The following is a 21332-nucleotide window of genomic DNA, read 5'->3' as shown; positions in this document are numbered from 1 at the left end:
CTTATCCTAGTTTCAAATTTTTTCTAACCACATTTTCCAAGTATTCTGGAGAATAAGGTTTAGTGATATATTCAGTCATACCCACTTCAACACCTCTTAAGCGGTCAGTTTTACTTGTTCTTGAAGTAACTGCAATGAGTGGTAAGTTACGATATTTAGAATACTTTCTAATTTCACCAGCTAAGGTGTATCCATCCATTCTTGGCATTTCGATATCTATAAGCATTGCATCAATATCATGTTCGCCAGATTTTATAATATTCAATGCTTCAACACCATTGGTTGCTTCAATTAAACTAACTCCTAGTGGTTCTAAAGCTTTTTGCATTAAAGTTCTATCCATTTTAGAATCATCTACAATTAAGACTTTATAATCACTTGGTTGTTCTTTAGGTTTTTTCGCATTTGATTCTAATTGCGCTTTAATATCAACTTTAATTTCTTTGGCCATATCCATCATAGCACCTACATCGATGATTAATGTCACTCTACCATCACCACGGATTGTAGCTCCTGCTATACCTTGGATATTTTGTAAATAATCACCCATAGATTTAATAACTATTTCTTCTTGTCCTACAAGAGTATCTACTATAATACCAAGCTTGCTTTCTGCTACCCCTATAACAACGACATAAGTTTGATCACCGCTTTCAAGGACTTGTTTAACTCCAAATACATCTGAAAGTCTCACAAGAGAAAGCACTTCATCTCTTAAGCGTAATACATTTTTACCTTCGATAGTATAGATATCATCAATTGGTACTCTAACTGTTTCAAGAACGCTTGCAAGTGGAATTGCATAGAATTCCTCTTGAGTTCCTACAAGTAAAGATTGAATGATTGCCAAGGTAAGAGGAATTTTAAGTTTAAACGAACTTCCTTTACCTAGCTCACTATCAATTTCAATTACCCCATTTAGTTTTTCGATGTTGGTTTTAACAACATCCATTCCTACACCACGACCTGAAACATTTGTTACTTTAGCCGCAGTTGAAAAACCAGGTTTGAAAATCAAAGCAAAAGCTTCTTTGTCTGTCATTTGATCTGCTTCTCTTTCGGTAATCAAATTTTTCTCTATAGCTTTTGCTTTTAAGCCATTTGGATCAAGTCCTTTACCATCATCTGTAATTTCTACAACGATGTGATTGCCTTCATTATAAGCTTTAAGTTGAACTATACCTTTTTCAGGTTTTCCATTAGCTGCACGAGTTGCTGGATCCTCAACACCATGGTCACATGAATTTCTAATCATATGCATGATAGGATCGCCAATTTCCTCTACGATAGATTTATCAAGTTCAGTTTCTTCACCTGTGATTTCAAGTTCTATTTGCTTTCCTAATTCACGACTCAAATCACGAACAACTCTTGGAAATTTATTGAAAACTTTTGCTATAGGTTGCATTCTTGTTTTCATTACAGCAAGCTGAACATCAGTTGTAATAATACTTAATTGACTTACAACCTGATTAAGTTCTTCAAGGAATTTTTCTCCTTCATAACGCTCTTCAACATCATCGTAAATTTTAAGCAAACGGTTTTTACCTAAAACAAGCTCCCCAATTAGATTCATTAAGTGATCTAATCTTTTTACCTCCACGCGTATGGTTTGATCCATACTGCTAGCATTGCTACCTGAAGCAGGAACTTTTTTCTCTCCACTTTCTGCAGGTTTATTTGCTGTATTGTTAGTCGGTTTAGGTGCCGCATTTGTTGTTTGTTTCTTTTGTGCGCGACGAGCTTGATCTTCAGCTTTTCTAACTTTTAAAAGTCTTTCTATTTCAGCTTCAACTTCAGAATCACTTAATTGATTAACATCTACTTCAGGTTCTGGAGTAGCTATTTCTTGTTTTGGTGCTTCTGGTTCTGCTTGTGGAGTAGATTTTTCATTTGAATCTGTTGCCGCAACAGGAGACTCTCCCTCTGAAATAGCTGTTAATCTTGCGCAAATTGGTTCTATATCCATACCAATAGCAGTATCGTTGCCATTATCACGAATGGAATTAAGCAAAGTTTTCATTCTATCAATAGACTCTAAAACCACATCCATGATATCTGGAGTTATTTTTAACTCGCCATGTCTTGCTTTATTTAAAACATCTTCCATGTGGTGAGTTAACTTTGTTAAAACATCAAAATTTAAGAAACTTGATGATCCTTTAACCGTATGTGCAACACGGAAAATTCTATTTAATAATTCTAAATCTTCTGGATTTGATTCAAGCTCTACTAAATCATGGTCGATTTGCTCAACAAGCTCAAAAGCTTCAACCAAAAAGTCTTCAAGTATTTCTTGCATATCTTCCATATTTTACCCCTGTTCTTGAGATTGATGTTTTTTAATAACCTTTGCAATTTCATTGAAGAAATCGCTAGCGTTAAATTTGACAAGATAGCCTTCTCCACCAGCTTCTTGAACACCTTTCTCATTCATAAATTCATTTGATAAAGACGAGTTAAAGACTATAGGAATATCTTTAAATCTTGAATCTTCTTTAATGCGTGCAGCAAAGTGGAAACCATCCATTTGTGGCATTTCGACATCGCTTACTATAATTTTTAAAGTATCATTTAAACTTTCACCATAAACTTGGCTTAATTCTTCTAATTTGTTTATGCCCTCTACGCCGTCCTTAGCTTCAACAACTTGAAAGCCCATCTGTTGCATCATTTCTTTGACGCGTTTTCTAGCAGTCATGCTGTCATCAAGTATAAGTGCTGTTCCAGTAAATTTTTCTATTTTTCCAAAATCTATATCTGTTTTTGGAGCGTAAATTCCTAAATCTTCAACAACACTTTCAAGATCTAAAATTAGCAACACTTCATCATTTTCAATGCGTGTTACACCTGTGATTTTACCTTTATCTAAAGCACCTGATCCTGTAGAAAAAGTTGCTGGTTCTATATCTTTCCAGTTTATTCTACGAATTCTTTTTGCTTCGTGAACTATAAAACCAATAAGAATATTGCTAAATTCAGTAATAATAACTCTAGGTTTTAGCATAGTGCTTTCTGGCTCAGTGATTTGCATCCATTTGGCAAGATTGACTACAGGTATAACCACTCCACGAAGATCAAAGATACCTTCGATGTAATCAGGTACACCTGGAAGTTCTGTAAGGCTTGGGATTTTTATAATCTCCCTTACCTTAGAAACATTTACACCATAAATTCCTTCATAGACTTTATCGTGTCCTTGCTTAAAGATACGGAAATCGACAAGCTCCATTTCATTTGAACCCGTTTTCACGATATTTTCATCAAACATTTTGACCCCTCAATTTCTGTTCTCGAAATTTGATTTCTTGTTGATATTCTACTACAAAAAAACTTCTCTCATATGCAAAACTAGCTAAGTTAAGATATTTAATGTTTTCTTTGTTGATTTGATGATTTTGATGATAGTGTCCTTCACATACCCAAAATCCTAAATTTTCATATCTTTCATATCTTTTTTTTGCTAAATTTTCAAAATCTTTTATTTGATAAAAAAGGTTTTTTTTGTTTTGATTTTGAAGAATTTTATTTGAAATAAAATTACAAGTAATAATATTTAAAAAATTCAAAAATATAAGCAAATAATGATTTCTTAATGTTTTAAGAGTAAATTGTAAAAGAGGTGGTAAAAAAATATCCCCGTGAGCTAATTTTATAAAAGCGTTATTTAAAACAAGATTATTACCTTTACTTGTATGCAAATTAAGCTTTATGGGTTGCTTTTGTAAGTTAAAAATTTTCACCCTTTTAAAAAAACAAGAAAGATTAAAATCATGATTGCCTTCTAAGTAGATAATTTCAATCTTTAAGGCCAATTCTTCTAAAAGTTCTATGTAAGGTTTAGCAAATTCATGTGTAGCAGAGATTTCACCTATAAGTAAATCAAAAATATCACCCATAAGTATGAGTTGAGGGGTGGAAATTTTACCTTTTTTTAAGGTTTGTAAAAATTCCCAAAATCCCTTTCTCTGTTCATTTTCATGAGCATCCGCGATTAAAATCGCTCCATTTTGTAGTAAAATTTTTTATCCTTAAAATTTCAAAGGCTCATAATTTATAGAAAGGATTTCAAATTCACTCTCACCCTTTGGCAAACGCACTTTAAAATCATCTCCTTCTTTTTTTCCAAGCATAGCTTTTGCTATTGGAGATGCGATGGAAATATAACCCTTATCTAAATCTCCTTCGCAAATTCCTACTAGAGTATATTTGCTTTCTTTTTCTGTATCCAAATCCATGATCACAACACTTGAGCCAAATTTCACACTATCATGTTCATAGCTTGAAGGATCGATCACTTGAGCTCTTGCTAGCAAGTCACTAAGCTCTGCTATACGACTTTCAATTAAAGCTTGTTTTTCTCTTGCAGCATGGTATTCCGCATTTTCTTTCAAATCCCCGTGACTTCTTGCTGTATCGATTTCTATTACAACAGCGGGACGTTGATTATCTTTCAAATCTTTTAATTCTGCGGCTAACTTATCATAGCCAAATTGACTCATTGGTTCTTTTTGCATAATTTATCCTTTTATATTTCGCTTAGGATTTTTGCTAAATTTTTAGCACTTCCAAATTGTAAATATTCTTTTAAAAAATAAACTTTAGCAAAAAATGCCTTATAATCATATTTATTATAAGCTTCATATAAATTTAAAACATTGACTTTATCTTGTAAAAATTCAGGATTTAAAGCTTCTTTTCCAGCGAAATCACAAAAAATATTTGCAAGTCCTATGTGTTTTAATTTTACAAAAAGTTTTGCGATAAAAATATCGATAGCCTTTGCCTTATAAGCAAGAACAAAAGGAGTTCCCACTAAAGCTGCTTCTAAAGTAGCCGTTCCACTACAAATAAAGGCAAAATCAGCTTTTTTAAGCACTTTTGGAGTGTTACTTTCTATTTTAAATTCACTAATATCACCATAAATTTCTAATTTTTCAAGATTAAATGGGGGAACACAAAGAATTTTTTCACCCTTAAATTTTTGAGAAAGTTCTTTAAAAATAGGCATCAAACGCCTAATTTCACTACGCCTTGAACCTGGTAAAAAGGCTATAGTTTTTTCATCATCTTTTTTTAAAAGTATATTGTTAATGTCTTCTTTATTTTTAAATTCTTTTATCTCATCTAAAAGCGGATGGCCTACATAAGTGCTTTTGTTAAAAAACTGATTATCAAAGGGTAAAATAGAAGCTAAAATATCAAAATGACTTTCTATGATAGGTATGCGACCTTTTTTCCACGCCCAAACTTGAGGCAAAATATAATAAATGCGTGGAATTTTACTACCTGTTTTTTTTAAAGCCTTTGCAAAAGGTATGTTAAAAGCGGGCGAATCTATACATAAAATCCCATCTATTTTTTGAGTAAAACTTAAATTTACAAGTTCTTTTATAGCTTTTTTTCCTTTAAAAATCAAAGGTAAAACTTCTATAAAACCCATAGCACTAAATTCATGTGAGCTATAAAGTGGCTTAGAATTTAGATCAAATTCTTTGCATAAGCTCTCATCATAAATCCCATGAATTTCAAATTCGCCAAAATCTTTTTTATAAGCTTTTAAAACTTCTTTTAAATGCAAATTTGCTGAAGGCTCTAAAGCACAAACTAAAAAGGTTTTCAAAAAATTTCCTTATCAATATTTTAAACATTTTATCTTATTTCGGCTTAATTAAAAGAAGTTGTGGAAAAATACACGCTAAAAGTGTATATGAAGGTTTATTATTTTCTCCAGTAGTATTTTTTGAAAATTATTTATTTTTTGCATCGATTTATTAAATATTTTAATTACTCACAAGCTTATTATTTTAGCTTGCTTGCAAGTAATTAATAAATAGGGGTTGCTTCTATAATAGCTGGAGTAAAAAACATTAATTCGTTTAAATCTAAAAATAAAGCTGGATCTAAAGTACATGGTTGTATACCAAAACGTTTTTCTATTGGAACATTTGGGTTGTAAAATATTTTCATACATTCTCTTCCACCTTCAACTAAAGATCTTATTTGAACTGCTGAGCTAGTTGTTGGCATAATAGAAAATATAGTTTCTAACTTTCCATCTTTTAAATCTTGTTTGCATGATTTCCCTCCAAAAAAACCACTTTCTAGTATTGCCAAACAAATATCATCATCGTTTGGATTTACAAATTGCACATAACCAAAGTGTAACAATTCTCCTAATTCATCTTTTTGTTTTAATTCATCGCTAAGTATAATTTCTCTTAAGATCCAATTTTGGTCTTTTAAATCTTCCGAAGTCTCTCTAAAAGGGCTTAAACTAATTCCTGTCTGTAAGGATCTAATAGCAAACATTGGTGTAAAATCAGATAAATCGCCAGGTTCTTCGATAGATTTAGATAAGCTTAATAAAACTAATATTAAAATAACAATTTTTTTCATAACAACACCTTATATTAAAAAAATTTTCTAAAATTCACAGGAAAATGATCTGAAGCTAAAAACGTTCTAAGTCCAGCAGCAGCTAGTATGGCTAGTATAGCTGGGGGAGTATATCTTCTGGTTGTATCAGAATTTCCTGTAACAGCGTAATCAAGAACACCGCCGCTTGCTTGAGTATAAGAAGCAGGAGAAACAAAATATATACGATCCCTTAATCCTCGATCTAATAAAGATGCTAATGAGCCTGGATTTCTATTAAAATCTCCCAAGATCATCCAATTAATTTGAGGCATGTTTCTAAAATGCATATCAACAGCAGTAACTATAGCACCTGCATCATTTCCTCCTCTTGCTAAAGCATGTGCATTGAAAAATACATCATTGCCAATACGGATTCCTATGATAGGTCTTGAAGCAACGGTTGGAGGAGGTAATACAATTACTTCATCTGCCTGTCTTCTGCTTACTATTGCCATATTAACTCTATTTGCTCCTACATCAACTCTTGAATAATATATAAAAACTGAATTAGGACGAGATAAGGTTCCTAGATTCCATTCGTATTCATGGATAGGAATACCCACCCCAACAGGCTGAACTTGTCTTTGTGTCATTACTGCAGTGGATGGTAAAACACCTGCTTCTTGAATAGCTAAGACATCCATAGGATTGCTTCCCGTAACAAGTTGTCTAACGCTAATATTCCATTTACTTTCTGTTGATGCTGAAGAACCTTGTAAATTCCATGTTCCAACATTATAATCTTCTAAAGAAGCAAAACTCAAATTGATACTTAAAATAATCAATAATATTTTTTTCATAATTAACTCCAAAATTTATCTATAGGGACTATGAGTAGCATAAGTAGGCGGTGCTATATACCACTGTCTATCTAAATTTTTTTCTCCTGATTTTAAACAATCAGTAAGAAATATTTTATAATAACTAAAATCAAATTCTTTCATTACATCATTTATAGGTGTTTGAATGCATTTTTGAGTTGCGTAATTATAAATTTGATAAGCACCATTACTCATAGGAAATAATATCCAAAATTGAGCAAAATTGCTTTGATCACAAGGGTAATGGACAACCCCTTCGCCATAAGCATTGAGACATGTAAGCGTCTTAACGTTTTTAATCATAACTTTGTTTTGAGGAAATTCTATGATTTGCCAGACATTTGCATCGCCAAAAGGTATACTTGAATATAAAGTATAGCCCCATATCCAATTTCCCGGTCTTAAAGCCCATACAGTTAAAGCTGCTCCTGATGGACCCATTATGGTTACAAAATCACTAGGATATCCTCTATTTTCATATACAGATGCATCATTAAATTTTCCATTTGATTGTAATCTAGGCGAAGGTCCTTTAACAAAATCATTACCTTTAAAAGTATTTGTTTTTATTACAGGTGGTTCTAAAGGAACATCTTTTGGTATCAAATCTGAACCATCAACTAAAGCAGGAGTTTCTTGTTTGGCTGGTATTGTAGGTGTTTTTCCTATTTTAAGTGGATCGCTATCATGCAAATCACCGTAAGATCGTCCCAGAGGATTAAGCTCTTTAGAAGAGCATCCGATAAAAAATATCAATAATAAGCTTAATACTATCATAGAATGAAATTTTTGCATTTTTTCTCCTTAAAGTGAATTAAGATGTCGATAAGTATAATAATATAATTTTAAAAATATATAAAAAATTATAATTTAAGATTAAATAATTGTCTTCTATAAAAGAATAAAATTTTAATTTTTTGGAAAAATTATAGTTATAAAAAAAATATATTAACATCAATAATGAAAATTAATTTTAATAATAAAAAAGTTTTTTTATTATTAAAATTTAAACTATGGAATTTTAAGTTTTTAAGAATAAAAATATAAATGAGTATGGAATTCAAAATATTTGAACACTAGAAGAGTTACGATTAAAATCGTGATTCTAAAGTGTAGATTGGACTAAATAATAAAAATTAAGTTAATTAAGTTAATTGTGAATTACTTTATTGAGTTGAGAATAAAAGAATTAATTATAAAGAACATTTCTATATAGCTTTATTTGTATTTATTCTTAAAGCTTTTTATGTTAAAATATCCAATAAGGAAAAGCAATGAAAGAAATTCTTATCACTAATGATGATGGCTATGAGAGCAAAGGACTTAAAAAACTCATTAAGATGTTAAAAAAAGAATTTAAAGCCAAGATCACCATAGTAGCTCCTGCTAGTGAAAAATCAGCTTGTTCACACTCCATAACCCTAACCAAACCTTTGCGTTTTGTTAAAGTAGGAAAAAGATTTTACAAACTTGATGATGGCACTCCTGCAGATTGTGTTTATCTTGCACTTCACGCACTTTATAAAACACGCTTGCCTGATCTTGTAATCAGTGGGATTAACAAAGGAGCAAATGTAGGTGAAGATATTACCTACTCAGGAACTTGCGCAGGAGCTATGGAGGCGGTTTTACAAGGAATTCCTGCTATCGCTCTTTCTCAATTTTATAAAAAAAGCGAAAAAGAAATAGACTATAAAAATGCTTTAAAAATTACCAAAAAAATCATTCAAAATATTTTTGATAAAGGTTTTCCTTTGGAAAAAAAAGAATTTTTAAATATCAATTTTCCTGCAAAATCAAAAATCAAAGGCATTAAAATTTGTAAAGCAGGCAAAAGGGTTTATAATTTTGAAGCCCATTCAAATGTCAATCCACGAGGAGTGGAGTACTATTGGCTTGCAGCGGCGAATTTAGACTTTGAAGATGAGAAAAATAGCGATATTGCCTTACTTAAAAAAGGCTACGCTACAATAACACCTATAATGCTGGATCTTACAGCTTATGAAAGAATGAAAAAAGTTAAAAAATGGTTAAAGGCAAATGATGAATGATAGATTTACACGTATAAAATGGCTAGTTGGAGAAGAAAAATTTCAAAAAATTTCACAAACAAAAGTTTTGGTTTGCGGACTTGGTGGAGTGGGTGGAATTTGCGTTGATGCGCTTTATCGTAGTGGTTTTAAAAACCTTACTTTAATCGATGCGGATAAATTTGAAATTACCAATCAAAATCGCCAAATTCATAGCGAAAATATAGGCGAAGAAAAGGCTAAAGTATTTGAAAGAATTTATAAGGTTAAAAGTATAGTCAGTAAAATCGATGAAAATTTTTTAAAAAATTTTGATTTAAGCGAGTTTGATCTTATCATAGATGCCATTGATGATATCCCTGCAAAAGTAGCTTTGGCTCATCTTATAGATTTTAAAAAACAAATTTTTATCTCTTCAACAGGTGGAGCTAGAAAGCTTGATCCAACACGCATTAAAACTACAAGTATTTTTAAAACTCACGGTGATGCTTTAGCGAAAAAATTTCGTTATGAACTTAGAAAATCAGGCTTTAAGGGAAATTTTGATGTGGTATTTTCTGATGAAGAAGCACATTGTAAAGATTTAGGTTCTTTTATGGGTGTGACAGCTTCTTTTGGTTTGGCTTTAGCAAGTTTAGCAATGAGAAAAGTCTTATCAAAATATAAAGAGCAATGAGAAATTTTATTGTATTTATATTGTTTTTGAATATAGCCATTGGAGAGGATAAAATACTTGGTAATTTTTTTAAAGATTGTAATACAAGTGGGACTTTTATAGTCTTTGATGGAAAAAATTATGCAAGTAATGATTTTAAAAGAGCTAAACAAGCCTTTTCTCCTGCTTCAACTTTTAAAATTTTTAATGCTTTAATTGCACTTGATAATGGTGTAGTTAGAGATACAAAGGAAATTTTTTATCATTATAAGGGCGAAAAAGTATTTTTGCCCTCTTGGAAACAAGATGCTAGTTTAAGCTCAGCTATAAAACGCTCTCAAGTGCCTGCTTTTAAAGAATTGGCAAGAAAAATAGGACTTAAAACCATGCAAGAAAGCTTAAATAAACTTTCTTATGGAAATGCAAAAATTTCAAAAATCGATACCTTTTGGCTCGATAATTCTTTACAAATTTCTGCAAAAAATCAAGCTGATTTGCTTTTTAAACTTTCGCAAAATTCTTTACCTTTTTCCAAAAAAAGTCAAGAAGAAGTTAAAGAAATTATTCTTTTTAAGGAAGATAAAATCCAAAAAATTTATGCTAAAACAGGTTTTAATGATAATATCAATTTAGCTTGGATTGTTGGATTTGTAAAGACTGAAAACAAAATTTTATCTTTTGCTTTAAATGTTGATATAAAGGACATTAAAAATATTAAAATAAGAGAAGAATTGCTAGAAAAATATCTAGCAATCATAACAAATTAAAATAATCCTGCAATCTGATTTGCAATTTTATCTTCTAAAATAGGCGTAGCTTCAGGAAGTTTAAGTCCTGTTTTCACAGCTTCTGCAAAAATAATAGTATTTTTTTCTATATATTTGCCTTCATAAGTTTGTTGTGTATTATTGATTTGATTTGAACTTAAATGTCCTACTTTATCACTGCGAACATTTCCGCCAAAGCTATTTAAAAAGCCTGAGCTTTGGGAATCTCTTACGCTAGCTTGTCCGCTAACATTACCACTAGAAGTTAAAACTTTACCATCAGCTTTTTGCTTGATATTAATATCTACTTGCATTTGCCAAATTGTATCTTCGGTAAGTTTTCCTAAAAGTCCTCCTACTAAAGCACCTGCAGCACCTGCAGCAACCATACTTCCTGCACCGCCGCCATTATAGCCACTAACTGCCACACCCGTAGCACCTCCTGCAACAGCACCGCCTACAGCATTATTTTCTTGTTTTTTATCGCAATATAAAATATTAGTACTTAAAATATAATTTGCTTTATCAGGATCATCTATAACTTTATATCCTTTAGCTTCCAAAGCACTTCTTAATTTAGGTTCTAAATTTACATCATGTCCGCTTGTATTTTTGATATTTAAAAATACAATTCTTTTTTCCTTAGCCACAGGATCAAGAAAAATACTTTGACTCATTGTTGCATTAGTTTGTAAAGTAGTTGTTAAACAACCTGTGAGTAAACTAGCTGCCAAAACACTACTTAATGTGATTTTAAAAATTGATTTTTTCATGATTTCTCCTTAAAGTATAGAATTTTGTTTATTTTTGCGTTCTTGTTCTTCTTTTTTGATATAGTCTTTATAAAGTTTTTCAAATTGATTAGTTTTATAAGTTAAATACATCTCAAAACTTAAATGAGGTGATTCAAGTTCTATTTTACAATCTCCATCCTGTAATTTTACATAACGATTACCTACATAAGGTACTTCTTTTTTGATAATTTTATATTTTGAAAGCGAAGATAAAATATCATTAAAACGATCTTTATGAAATTTTAATTGCACTAGTGTTAATCTATTTTCTTTATCAAAAATAAAAAGAACTTTATCTTTTAAACCCTCAAGCTCAAAATCACTTGAACTTACTTCAATAATCTTACCCCCTGTGTAAATACTAGTACCAGCATTTGAAAAGTTCGGATATTTTTTTACAACTTCATCGAAATTAGCTTTACCAAGTTCTAAGCCAAAAGGCATGGGATTTGCAAATATAACAGTAGTGTAAAAAATGCAAAATAAAAATATTTTTTTCACAATTAACTCCTTTTTAAAAAATGAAAAATCAATTATAAAGACTTAAAGCTTAACAAACACTTATAAGTGTTTGTTATTTTACACTTGCTTTTTTATCATTCTAAAAATAACAATTTAGGTATTCAAATTGGAACAAGAATTAGATATTTTTTTTAATAAAATTGTAGAAAAAGTTAAAAAAGAAAGAAAAAAGCGAAAAATATCTCAGCTAATGCTTGCTAGCATTTTAGGACATAAATCACCAAATTATATTGCAAAAATAGAAACTAGAAAACATGGAGCAAATTATAATCTTGCTCATCTTTATCAAATTTCTAAAGAATTTGGTATAGACATCAAAGACTTAATGCCTTAAATTTTTCCAACAATAATAGGATTAAAAGCTTTTACTGAAAGTATGAGAGTGTCGCCGATTTTTATATCTTGATAAGCTTTTAAAAATTCCTCTTCACTAAGAGTGATTTTAATAATATCTTGATTTAAAAGCAAGGTTAAAACCACTAAAATATCACTTTTTTTAATTTCTAGCAAAGTTGCACTCAAACGCAATTTTGCACTAATACTTGAATGAGTAAAAAATTCATTTTTAGGAAAATCCTTAATGATTTTTCCATTTTTAAGCTCTAAAATTCTATGACTTAACTTATAAATTTCAGTTAGATCATGACTGACTAATAAAGTGCTTATCTTAAAATATTCTAAAATTTTAGCCAATTCATCTTGTAAATTGGCGCGCATTTTAAAATCCAAAGCACTCAAAGGCTCGTCTAAAAGCAAAATTTTTGGTTCCCTTGCTAAAGCTCTTGCTAAGGCCACTCTTTGCGCTTGTCCTCCGCTTAAATGTTTAGGATAAATTTTAGCCAAATTTTCAAGACCCATTAAGGCTAAAAGCTCACTAATCTTTGTCTTAGAACTAGCGGCATAGGCGATATTTTCTTTTACATTCATATTTGGAAAAAGTGCATAATCTTGAAAAACAAAACCAATTTTTCTTTTTTGCAAAGCTAAACTAAAATTTTTTGAAGAATCAAACCAAAGTTCATTATCTACTTCTATACGCCCCAATTTAGGCTCTATAAGTCCTGCTATGATTTTTAAAAGAGTGGTTTTTCCTGCTCCGCTTTCGCCAAAAAGTGCAGTAATTTTTCCTGATTCTATATCTTTTTTAAAATTTAAATCCAGTCTTCCTTTGGCGGTATTCATAGGATGATTGATATCAATTTTTATCATTGAAAACTCATTTTTTTATTGACAAAATAAAGACTAAAAAGCACTAAAAAAGAAAAAATAAACAATATAAAAGCATATTGATGTGCCAAGCTATAGTTTAAGATTTCAAGTTCATCATAAATAGCTATACTAGCTACTAAAGTTTCACCTTGTTTATGTCCTCCTATCATCATCACGACTCCAAATTCACCCACAGTATGGGCAAAACTCATCGCACAAGCACTAAAAATTCCTGCTTTAGAATTAGGTAAAATCACTCTAAAAAGAGTATAAATTTTACTTTTACCTAAACTATAAGAAGCATCGAGCAAATTTGGATTGATCGATGAAAAGGCACTTTGCAAAGGATTTACCATAAAAGGCAAAGAAAAGATCAAAGAAGCAAAAACAAGACCTTCAAAACTAAAAACCAAAGAAAGATTAAAATATTCTTTTAAAACTTGCCCTAAAAAACTATTAGCCGAAAAAGTTACAAGCAAATAAAATCCCAAAACACTAGGAGGTAAAATCAAAGGCAAAGAAATAAAGCTTTGAAGGATTGTTTTAAAAGGAAAACGCACAAAACTTAACAAATAAGCTAAAAATACACCGATAAAAAAAAGGATAAAAGTCGTGATAAAAGCAAGTTTAAAAGTAAGATAAAGGGTTTGTAAAAAAGCTGAATCAAGCACTATGACTCCTTAATACAATATCATTTGCTTTTACAAAACAAAGCCATTCTTGATTTTCACAAAGTTCAAGTTCTAAGGCTTTTTCTTTGGTGATGATGCTAGAAAGCTCATTACCTTTAAAATCAAAAAATACCTGATACAAAAGTTCGCCTTTTTTAATTTTTGTAATTTTAGCTAAAAAAGAATTTTCAACACTTAAAAGAGTTTTACTTGTGCTAAAACAAAGCTCATGTTCTTTAAAAAGAAGTTCTACACTCGCGCCAATTTTTAAATTTTCTAAAGATTTTAATTCAAGCATTAAAACACTAAAAATCACTTCTTTAGAAAGTATTTTAACAATAACTATATCCTCTTGATTTAAAAGTTCACAAATTTGTCCTTTTATAAGGTTCATGGTGTGCTAAATCCGTATTTTTTGAAAATTTCTTTTGCTTTTGAAGAGCCAATAAATTCGCTAAATTCAAAGGCTAATTTTTTATCCTTAGCGTATTTTGTGATAACATAACTTTGCTCTAAAGGGCTAAAATACTTTGCATCAATTATAACAGCCTTACCCTTAGGATGATTGATAGGAGAAACTAAAGAATAAGCCACTATAGCTATATCTGCATTTTTACTATCTACATGTAAAACAGGCACTGAGATATTTTCACCTAAAACGATTTTATCCTTAAAAAGCTCATTTAAATCCAAATTTTCAAGCACTTCTTTAGCTGCTACTCCATAAGGAGCTACTTTAGGATTGGCTATGCTTAGATGCGTGATTTTACCTGCCTTTTCTTTTAAATTTTCAACGCCTCCTTGGAGTAAATTTTCATCCAAACTATACAAAGCCAAAACTCCTAAAACATAAACTTTTGGCTTTATTAAGGCATTTTTATCATCATAAATAGCCTTAGCATATTTAGTATCCGCTGAAAAAAAGAGATCAAATTCTCTTCCTTGTTTTAAAAGTTCATAATATTTTCCAGAAGCACCAAAAACCAATTCTATTTTATCTTCTGGATGTGTTTTCAAAAACTCATCTTTAACTTCACTCATCGCCTTTGAAGCTGAAGAAGCTACGAAAATGCTTAAATTTTGCGCATTTAAACACGAAACAAAAAACAAAATCCCAAAAAATACTATAAACTTTTTCATTTAGTTTTCCTTGTGTAAAAATTTAATTTTTGGATTATAACACAAAAAATTCATTTTATATCATTTTTGCATAAAATAAATACAGGATGATAAGTGAGTTTGTTTTGAAATTTTTCTTCAAATTCTTTTAAAAAGCTTTTATTTAAAGGATAAAATCCTAAAGAATTTACCCCGCTTAATTTTAAATGTCTAAAAACATCTAAAGCATTATCAAAGCTTAATTCTATGAGTTCTTGAGTAATTTTTACCTCATTAAAATAGACTTTAAAAATTTGCTCTAATTCATTTAAGCTAAAATATTTTAAACCAAAACCCGTGCTTTGTTTGATTTCTTTTAAATTTTGTTCTGCAAAAGTAGAAAGAAGTAAAATCCCATTTTGATTTAGCATATCCCTAAGACTTGGTAAAATGCGTTTTAAATCAAGCCATTGCAAAGTTGCATTTGAAACAATAAGATCAAATTTCTCTTTACTTAAATCCTGTTTTGCAATTTCGTTCATATCAAAAATTAAAATATTAGAATTTTCTTTAAAGTCTAAAATATCGTTTTTTAAATACTCATCAAAAGTAATGAAATTTTGAAGTTTTTTGCTAAATTCACCCCTGCCACAACCAAATTCAAACACTTTTTCAAAATGTGAAATTTTTAAATCTTTTAAAATTTCACAAAGTTTTAAACCCATAAAATCTTGCACTTTTGCATGTTTTTCATAATCTTTTGCTTTTAAAAAATTCAAAGCTCATCCCAAATTTTAAAATGAAAAAAAGCAAAATGCGGTTCATCTAAAAAAATCAAATTTTTAAAACTATTTTTCAAGGCATTTGGCGGAAAAATTTCATCTTCTTTACTTGAATAAATCTTATCCCAAAGCAAATTTTCTTCTTGTTTTGTTAAAGCAAAGTCAAAAAGTTTTTCAAGCTCTATTTTCAAAACTTTTTCATCTTTAAAAATAAAATCTTTGGCTAAGCTTTTGCGTTCTTTAAATAAAGCCTCTTTAAAATGTTCTAATTTAAAATTTTGCAGCGTTTTTTTAAAAATTGCAGGATGAATTCCTTTTGATTTATCTATGCCTAAATTTGTGCCATTTATGGCTATTTTTTGTTTAAAATTAAGCTCTTTTAAAAGTCTATTTGCCACACAAACTCCCATAGAAAAAGCGATTAAAAAAAGTTCATCAAAAGCTTTGAAATCAAAATTTAAATCAAAATTTTCATAATCATAAAATAAAATCACATTTTTATCGCTTTTTAAATGCGAAAAATGACTAGGATGTGAAGCAAATCCCCCAAATATCGCTATAAGTTTTTTTGAATCAGGATTTTTACATAAAAATTCATATTTCATAAAAGCTCTATTATCCTTTCAAGTTCTTCTGTGTTAAGTCCTGCGTGTAAAGAAAAACGAATTCTGGCTGTATTCTTTGGCACGGTAGGTTCTTTGATTGCAGGAGCAAAAAATCCAGCTTTTTGGAGTTTTTGTGAAATTTCTAAGGCTTTTTTATTTTCACCTAAAAGCAAGCAAATAATATAAGCATCACCTAAAACAGTGTGATTTTTTTCTTGCAATTTACTTTTAAAAAAAGTACTTAAAAGCTCTAATTTTTCTCTTTCTTTCTTAAAACAAGGTATTTTTTTAAAAATAAATTGCGTCCAAGCTACATTAATAGGTGGCAAGGCTGTAGAATAAATAAAAGCTCTAGCCTTGTTGATGAAAAATTTTTTATATTTTTCATCACATATTATACAAGCACCCATGGAAGCAATGGCTTTTCCAAAGGTAAAAACCAAAAAATCCACTTCATTTTCTAAGGCTAGTTTTTTAACAAGCCCCAAACCTTCTTCATCAAAACAACCCACGCTGTGTGCTTCATCTATATAAAGCTTAATTTTATCATAATGTTTTTTAAGCTCACACAAAGTTTTAAAATCGCTAAAATCTCCATCCATACTAAACAAAGCTTCGCTTAAAACGATGATATTTTCATATTTATCATAATGTTTTTGGATTAAACTCTCTAAATGATTCATATCTTTATGATGAAAACGAAAAAAATCAGCCCTGCCAAGTCTTAAGCCATCAATCATACTTGCATGAATTAATTTATCGGCTAAAAAAAGCGTTTTAGAAACGCTAGAAAGTGCTGCTATACAAGAGATATTTAGATGATAGCCACTATTAAAATGTAAAATTTCCTTATCTTTAAATTTAGTCTTTAAAAAACTTTCTAATTCTTCATAAATTTCAAAATTTCCACTCAAACTTCTTGAACTAGAACTTGAAAAAAACAAATCTTGCTCTTTTAAGGTATTTAAAAACTCAGCTTTTAACTCTTTAGAAGACGCCAAATAAAGATAATCATTTCCTGCTAAATTTAAAAGTTTTTGATTTTGCTTATAAACAAATTTATTTTCATGTTTTAAAGGCGTTAGAGTTCTTAGATTGTGATTTTGCTCTAGATCTTGCAAAATTTTTTCAAGCTTCATTTTTTTCCTGTAAATTTAAAAATTTAAAGTATTATTTTGCCAAAATATTTTTAAAAAAGAAGTTATAATGCAAAATCAAATCTTAAAAAATCTCGATTTAAAACACATTTGGCACCCTTGCACACAAATGAAAGATCACGAAACCTTGCCTTTAATCCCTATAAAAAAAGCAAAAGGCGTGTGGCTTTATGATTTTGATGATAAAGCTTATATGGATTGCGTGAGTTCTTGGTGGGTAAATCTTTTTGGTCATTGTAATGAAAAAATCGCAAATGCCATTAAAAAACAAGTTGATGAGCTTGAACATGTGATTTTAGCAGGTTTTACACATGAGCCTATCATCAAACTTTCGGCTAGGCTTTGTGAAAAAGTGGGGTGTGATTTTAATAAATGTTTTTATGCGGATAATGGCTCAAGTGCCATTGAAGTAGCACTTAAGATGAGTTTTCATTATCATTTAAATAAAGGTTTGAAAAAAAATAAATTTTTATCCCTAAGCAATTCCTATCATGGTGAAACCTTAGGGGCTTTAAGCGTGGGCGATGTTGCGCTATATAAAGATACTTACAAAGCCTTGCTTTTAGAGTGTTTAAGCACTCCTGTGCCACAAGGCAAAGACTATACTAAAGAGCTTGAAATTTTAAAAGATATTTTAGAAAAACACTCGAATGAAATTTGCGCTTTAATACTTGAACCCTTGGTGCAATGTGCGGGAAATATGCACATGTATGAAGCTGGTTTTATTGATGAAGCGATCAAGCTTTGCCATGATTTTAATGTGCAAGTGATTTTTGATGAAATTGCAGTGGGTTTTGGACGCACAGGCACTTTGTTTGCCTTACATCAATGCAAACAAAGCCCCGATTTTATCTGTCTTTCAAAGGGAATTACAGGAGGATTTATGCCTCTTTCTGTAGTGCTTACAAAGGATGAAATTTATAATGCCTTTTATGCACCCTATAGTGAGCAAAAAGCCTTTTTACACTCTCATAGTTATACAGGAAATACTCTAGCTTGTGCAGCAGCTAATGCGGTTTTAGATATCTTTGAAAATGAAAATATTTTAGAAAAAAATCAAATTTTAAGTACCTTTATCCAGCAAGAATTTTCCAAACTTAAAAAATTTGATTTTTTAGGAAATTTTAGAACTTGTGGAATGATTAGTGCTTTTGATATTTTAAGCCATAAACACGAACGCATGGGACTTTTTGTATTTCAAAAAGCCTTAGAAAAAGGCTTGCTTTTAAGACCTTTAGCAAATACGATTTATTTTATGCCTCCTTACATCATCACAAAAGAACAAATCGTTTATGTGGTGGAAAGTTTAGAGCAGATTTTTAATGAATTTTAAGTTGTAAAATTTCTTGCATTTGCTCTTTAAAATCTTCATTTAAAATGCTATTTTCATCAAAAAAATCAAGATTGATTATGGGAATTTTTGCATAATTTTTTATAAAATCATCTTGTAAGATATCTTTTTTACCCATCATCACAAGAGCTAAAATATTGATATTTCTTTGCTTTAAAGCTTCAATGCTAAGTAAAATATGATTAATACTTCCAAGATAGTATTTTGCTACTAAAATCGTAGGGTGTTTAAAAATATTTACAAAATCAATCATAGTGTAATTTTCATCCATAGGAGAAAAAAGCCCACCCGCAAGCTCAATAAGTAGGTTCTCACTTTTTGGTAAAATAATATCTAAGGCTTTATAATCAAGCTTTTCTTTGATTTTTCCAAGATGAGGAGAAGCTGGAGTTTGCAAAAAAATACCTTCTTTAAAAACCTTTGTTTTTGGGCTAAATTTTGCAATAAACTCGCTATCTGTTGGAGTTCCTGCTTGAATGAGTTTAAAATAATCATAGTTAAAATTCGCGCAAAAAGCTGCACTAAAATGTGTTTTTCCTACATCAGTATGTATTCCACTCACATAAATTTGCACAAAAAATCCTTAAGAAAGAAATTTTAAACCTACTGTACAAGCAATAATCACAGCGATTAAAAAAAGTTTTAAAAAACTTTTACTTTCTTTATAAAAAAGTACTCCTATCATTACCCCACCAGCAGTTCCAGCTCCTGTCCATATAGCATAAGCAACACTCATAGCGATATTTTGCATACTTAAGCTTAAAAAAGTAAAAGAAAATCCAAAACACACTATCAAAGCCAAAAGGTAAAGCTTGTTTTTAGTGCTCACAAGTTCTTTCATGATCACCACACCAAAAATTTCACAAGCAGTAGCTAAAAACAAATAAAACCATTCCATAACTAAGCTTCCTTGCTTACCCATTTAAGGGCTATAATGCTTAAAAGTAAAATCGCTATAAGCACAAGTTTAATTACAGAAACAGCCTCGTTAAAAATAAACATTTCATTTAAAACCACTCCTATAGTGCCAATGCCTACAAAAACACTATAAGTAATGCTTACTTCAAGTCTTTCACAAGCTTTTAAAAAACAAGTAAAAGAAATACAAACTCCAATGGCTGTTAAAATATAATGCCAAATTTCTGTAGAATATTTAAGTCCGCTTACCCAAAAGCATTCTATAATCCCACCTAAGATTATTAAAAACCAAGCTATATTGATATTGAATTTTTCATTCACATGAAGCCTTAAATTAACATAATTTATAAAACAAATTATATCTTAAAGAAATTAAAAGAAGCTATAAATTTACTTTTCCATAAGCCAAAATTAGATATAATCGAAGCTCATTTTTTAAGAAAGGACAAAAGATGTTAGAAGGTATCGTTAGAGAGAGTATCGGTAGAAAAGCTGCTAAAGCTTTAAAAAGAGATGGTTATCTAATTGCAAACATCTATGGAAAAGGATTAGAAAACATCAATGCCGCTTTTAAAGTAAATGAGTTTATTAAAGAAGTTCGTAAAAAAACTACTTTAATTTTTGATGTAAAAGTAGGTTCTCAAACTTTAAGCGTTGTAGTTGTGGATTATCAAAAAGATCCTGTAACTGCAGAACTTAAACATGTGGATTTAAAAGTTGCACAAAAAGGTGTGATTTCTAAATACATGGTTCCAGTTAAAATCACAGGAACAGCTATAGGTCTTAAAAATAAAGGTGTTTTAATCCAATCAAAAAGAAGATTAAAAGTAAAATGTGCAGCTGAAAATTTACCAAATTTCTTCGAACTTGATGTAAGTAAACTTGATGTGGGTGATGCTTTACTTGTTCGTGATATTGTAGTTCCTGCGGGAGTAACTATGATTGATGCTGATAGAGTAGCGGTTGTAGGCGTAGAAAAAGCTAGATGATTTTAGTCGTAGGGCTTGGCAATATAGGCGTAGAGTATGAAAATACCCGTCATAATGTCGGTTTTATGCTAATTGACTTGCTTTTAAAAGAAAGCAATTTTACAAATCTTACAAACTCTAAATTTAAAGGAGAACTTTTTAAAATAGGTTCTTCTTTACTTCTTCTTAAACCTAGCACTTATATGAATAATTCAGGACTTAGTGTAAAAGCAGTGAATGATTTTTATAAATGCGAAAGAATGATAGTTATCCATGATGATATAGATATAAATTTAGGAGCCTTGCGCTTTAAAAAAGGCGGTTCAAGTGGTGGACATAATGGGCTTAAAAGCATAGATACTTTATGTGGAAATGATTATGAAAGAGTGCGTATAGGAGTGGGAAAGGGTGAAAATGTGATTTCCCATGTTTTAGGTAAATTTAAATCCGAAGAAGAAATAACCTTAAGCAAAGTTTTAGAGCATACAAAAAAAGCTTTGCTTGAGCTTATTGAAAATGATGATTTGTCTGCTATATCATCCAAATACAGCCTAAAGGCTTAAG

27 protein-coding genes are annotated in these 21332 nt (G+C 30.3%); 7 read left to right on the top strand and 20 right to left on the bottom strand.

What is annotated here, in order from left to right:
- Position 1: 1 nt before the first annotated feature.
- The 8 genes from ELQ11_RS03335 to ELQ11_RS03300 all read right to left on the bottom strand — a co-directional run bounded on the left by ELQ11_RS03335 (position 2) and on the right by ELQ11_RS03300 (position 8036).
- On the bottom strand, positions 2-2311 hold the full coding sequence (locus tag ELQ11_RS03335; RefSeq protein ID WP_072223999.1) for a chemotaxis protein CheW: 2310 nt from the start codon (positions 2309-2311) through the stop codon (positions 2-4).
- 3 nt (positions 2312-2314) lie between these two features.
- Positions 2315-3271: a chemotaxis protein gene (locus ELQ11_RS03330; protein WP_002870846.1), complete on the bottom strand. Its 957-nt coding sequence runs from the start codon at positions 3269-3271 to the stop codon at positions 2315-2317.
- The gene (locus tag ELQ11_RS03325; protein ID WP_323754870.1) at positions 3264-4022 is read right to left on the bottom strand and encodes a UDP-2,3-diacylglucosamine diphosphatase; all 759 of its coding nucleotides are present in this window, start codon (positions 4020-4022) and stop codon (positions 3264-3266) included. The genes ELQ11_RS03330 and ELQ11_RS03325 overlap by 8 nt, the downstream gene beginning before the upstream one ends.
- A 9-nt stretch (positions 4023-4031) precedes the next feature.
- Complete coding sequence (greA, locus tag ELQ11_RS03320) at positions 4032-4517, bottom strand: transcription elongation factor GreA (RefSeq protein WP_002851733.1); 486 nt, start codon at positions 4515-4517, stop codon at positions 4032-4034.
- 11 nt (positions 4518-4528) lie between these two features.
- On the bottom strand, positions 4529-5623 hold the full coding sequence (gene lpxB, locus ELQ11_RS03315; RefSeq protein WP_072223998.1) for a lipid-A-disaccharide synthase: 1095 nt from the start codon (positions 5621-5623) through the stop codon (positions 4529-4531).
- Positions 5624-5826: 203 nt separating this feature from the next.
- Entirely contained in the window at positions 5827-6399 is a 573-nt protein-coding gene (locus ELQ11_RS03310; RefSeq protein ID WP_044779556.1) for a cytochrome c oxidase subunit IV, read from the bottom strand.
- 14 nt (positions 6400-6413) lie between these two features.
- Positions 6414-7220 carry a cytolethal distending toxin subunit B family protein gene (locus ELQ11_RS03305; protein ID WP_044779555.1) on the bottom strand — a complete coding sequence of 269 codons (807 nt, stop codon included), beginning with the start codon at positions 7218-7220 and terminating at the stop codon, positions 6414-6416.
- 15 nt (positions 7221-7235) lie between these two features.
- Positions 7236-8036, bottom strand: a complete 801-nt coding sequence (locus ELQ11_RS03300) for an RICIN domain-containing protein (RefSeq protein WP_044779554.1) — start codon at positions 8034-8036, stop codon at positions 7236-7238.
- Between the two features lie 479 nt (positions 8037-8515).
- Here ELQ11_RS03300 and surE point away from each other — a divergent pair, with 479 nt between their 5' ends.
- Genes surE through ELQ11_RS03285 form a run of 3 tightly spaced genes read left to right on the top strand, consistent with a single transcriptional unit; the run spans position 8516 to position 10693 of the window.
- A complete protein-coding gene (gene surE, locus ELQ11_RS03295; RefSeq protein WP_044779553.1) occupies positions 8516-9292 on the top strand; it encodes a 5'/3'-nucleotidase SurE in 777 nt (258 codons plus the stop codon).
- Complete coding sequence (locus ELQ11_RS03290; protein WP_134225142.1) at positions 9282-9947, top strand: ThiF family adenylyltransferase; 666 nt, start codon at positions 9282-9284, stop codon at positions 9945-9947. Before surE ends, ELQ11_RS03290 begins: the two co-directional genes overlap by 11 nt.
- Complete coding sequence (locus ELQ11_RS03285; protein ID WP_044779552.1) at positions 9944-10693, top strand: OXA-184 family class D beta-lactamase OXA-638; 750 nt, start codon at positions 9944-9946, stop codon at positions 10691-10693. Before ELQ11_RS03290 ends, ELQ11_RS03285 begins: the two co-directional genes overlap by 4 nt.
- On the opposite strand, the gene traT is transcribed toward ELQ11_RS03285, so the two are convergent.
- Together traT and ELQ11_RS03275 are read right to left on the bottom strand one after the other, a co-directional pair.
- The gene (gene traT / locus ELQ11_RS03280; RefSeq protein ID WP_044779551.1) at positions 10690-11466 is read right to left on the bottom strand and encodes a complement resistance protein TraT; all 777 of its coding nucleotides are present in this window, start codon (positions 11464-11466) and stop codon (positions 10690-10692) included. The two genes, ELQ11_RS03285 and traT, sit on opposite strands and share 4 nt — an antisense overlap.
- A gap of 9 nt (positions 11467-11475) precedes the next feature.
- The gene (locus ELQ11_RS03275; RefSeq protein ID WP_002861080.1) at positions 11476-11988 is read right to left on the bottom strand and encodes a hypothetical protein; all 513 of its coding nucleotides are present in this window, start codon (positions 11986-11988) and stop codon (positions 11476-11478) included.
- A 127-nt stretch (positions 11989-12115) separates the two neighbouring features.
- Between ELQ11_RS03275 and ELQ11_RS03270 the strand changes: the two genes are divergently transcribed.
- Positions 12116-12343, top strand: a complete 228-nt coding sequence (locus ELQ11_RS03270; RefSeq protein ID WP_002870726.1) for a helix-turn-helix domain-containing protein — start codon at positions 12116-12118, stop codon at positions 12341-12343.
- Here ELQ11_RS03270 and ELQ11_RS03265 read toward each other — a convergent pair.
- From ELQ11_RS03265 to ELQ11_RS03235, 7 genes are read right to left on the bottom strand one after another with little or no spacing between them, the layout of a single operon-like run.
- Complete coding sequence (locus ELQ11_RS03265) at positions 12340-13218, bottom strand: sulfate/molybdate ABC transporter ATP-binding protein (RefSeq protein ID WP_070252449.1); 879 nt, start codon at positions 13216-13218, stop codon at positions 12340-12342. The genes ELQ11_RS03270 and ELQ11_RS03265 overlap by 4 nt on opposite strands.
- Positions 13215-13889 (bottom strand): molybdate ABC transporter permease subunit, encoded by a 675-nt coding sequence (gene modB / locus ELQ11_RS03260; RefSeq protein WP_070243313.1) that lies wholly within the window; start codon positions 13887-13889, stop codon positions 13215-13217. The genes ELQ11_RS03265 and modB overlap by 4 nt, the downstream gene beginning before the upstream one ends.
- Positions 13882-14283: a molybdenum-pterin-binding protein gene (locus ELQ11_RS03255; protein WP_002861084.1), complete on the bottom strand. Its 402-nt coding sequence runs from the start codon at positions 14281-14283 to the stop codon at positions 13882-13884. Before ELQ11_RS03255 ends, modB begins: the two co-directional genes overlap by 8 nt.
- Entirely contained in the window at positions 14280-15029 is a 750-nt protein-coding gene (gene modA / locus ELQ11_RS03250) for a molybdate ABC transporter substrate-binding protein (RefSeq protein ID WP_002870729.1), read from the bottom strand. The genes ELQ11_RS03255 and modA overlap by 4 nt, the downstream gene beginning before the upstream one ends.
- A 50-nt stretch (positions 15030-15079) precedes the next feature.
- Positions 15080-15766, bottom strand: coding sequence for a malonyl-ACP O-methyltransferase BioC (gene bioC, locus ELQ11_RS03245; protein WP_070252448.1), 687 nt, complete (start codon positions 15764-15766; stop codon positions 15080-15082).
- Entirely contained in the window at positions 15763-16374 is a 612-nt protein-coding gene (locus ELQ11_RS03240) for a pimeloyl-ACP methyl esterase BioG family protein (RefSeq protein ID WP_070252447.1), read from the bottom strand. Before ELQ11_RS03240 ends, bioC begins: the two co-directional genes overlap by 4 nt.
- Positions 16371-17513, bottom strand: a complete 1143-nt coding sequence (locus ELQ11_RS03235) for a pyridoxal phosphate-dependent aminotransferase family protein (protein WP_070252446.1) — start codon at positions 17511-17513, stop codon at positions 16371-16373. The genes ELQ11_RS03240 and ELQ11_RS03235 overlap by 4 nt, the downstream gene beginning before the upstream one ends.
- Positions 17514-17580: 67 nt before the next feature.
- Between ELQ11_RS03235 and ELQ11_RS03230 the strand changes: the two genes are divergently transcribed.
- Positions 17581-18864, top strand: a complete 1284-nt coding sequence (locus tag ELQ11_RS03230; RefSeq protein ID WP_070252445.1) for an adenosylmethionine--8-amino-7-oxononanoate transaminase — start codon at positions 17581-17583, stop codon at positions 18862-18864.
- Here the strand turns inward: ELQ11_RS03230 and bioD are convergent.
- Genes bioD through ELQ11_RS03215 form a run of 3 tightly spaced genes read right to left on the bottom strand, consistent with a single transcriptional unit; the run spans position 18851 to position 20121 of the window.
- Positions 18851-19456, bottom strand: a complete 606-nt coding sequence (bioD, locus tag ELQ11_RS03225) for a dethiobiotin synthase (RefSeq protein WP_044779543.1) — start codon at positions 19454-19456, stop codon at positions 18851-18853. The genes ELQ11_RS03230 and bioD overlap by 14 nt on opposite strands.
- Before the next feature lie 9 nt (positions 19457-19465).
- A complete protein-coding gene (locus ELQ11_RS03220) occupies positions 19466-19780 on the bottom strand; it encodes a multidrug efflux SMR transporter (protein ID WP_002794052.1) in 315 nt (104 codons plus the stop codon).
- Positions 19781-19782: 2 nt separating this feature from the next.
- A complete protein-coding gene (locus ELQ11_RS03215; RefSeq protein ID WP_002870735.1) occupies positions 19783-20121 on the bottom strand; it encodes a multidrug efflux SMR transporter in 339 nt (112 codons plus the stop codon).
- 131 nt (positions 20122-20252) lie between these two features.
- Here ELQ11_RS03215 and ELQ11_RS03210 point away from each other — a divergent pair, with 131 nt between their 5' ends.
- Both ELQ11_RS03210 and pth read left to right on the top strand, forming a co-directional pair.
- On the top strand, positions 20253-20789 hold the full coding sequence (locus ELQ11_RS03210; RefSeq protein WP_002791314.1) for a 50S ribosomal protein L25/general stress protein Ctc: 537 nt from the start codon (positions 20253-20255) through the stop codon (positions 20787-20789).
- Positions 20786-21331, top strand: a complete 546-nt coding sequence (gene pth, locus ELQ11_RS03205; protein WP_002857525.1) for an aminoacyl-tRNA hydrolase — start codon at positions 20786-20788, stop codon at positions 21329-21331. The genes ELQ11_RS03210 and pth overlap by 4 nt, the downstream gene beginning before the upstream one ends.
- The last annotated feature ends 1 nt before the right edge of the window (position 21332 follow it).

The sequence above is a fragment of the Campylobacter sp. US50a genome, assembly GCF_004379015.1.
Taxonomy (GTDB): Bacteria; Campylobacterota; Campylobacteria; order Campylobacterales; family Campylobacteraceae; genus Campylobacter_D; species Campylobacter_D jejuni.
The sequence above is the reverse complement of the archived record's forward strand: the minus strand, read 5'-3'. Positions and strand labels throughout refer to the sequence as shown.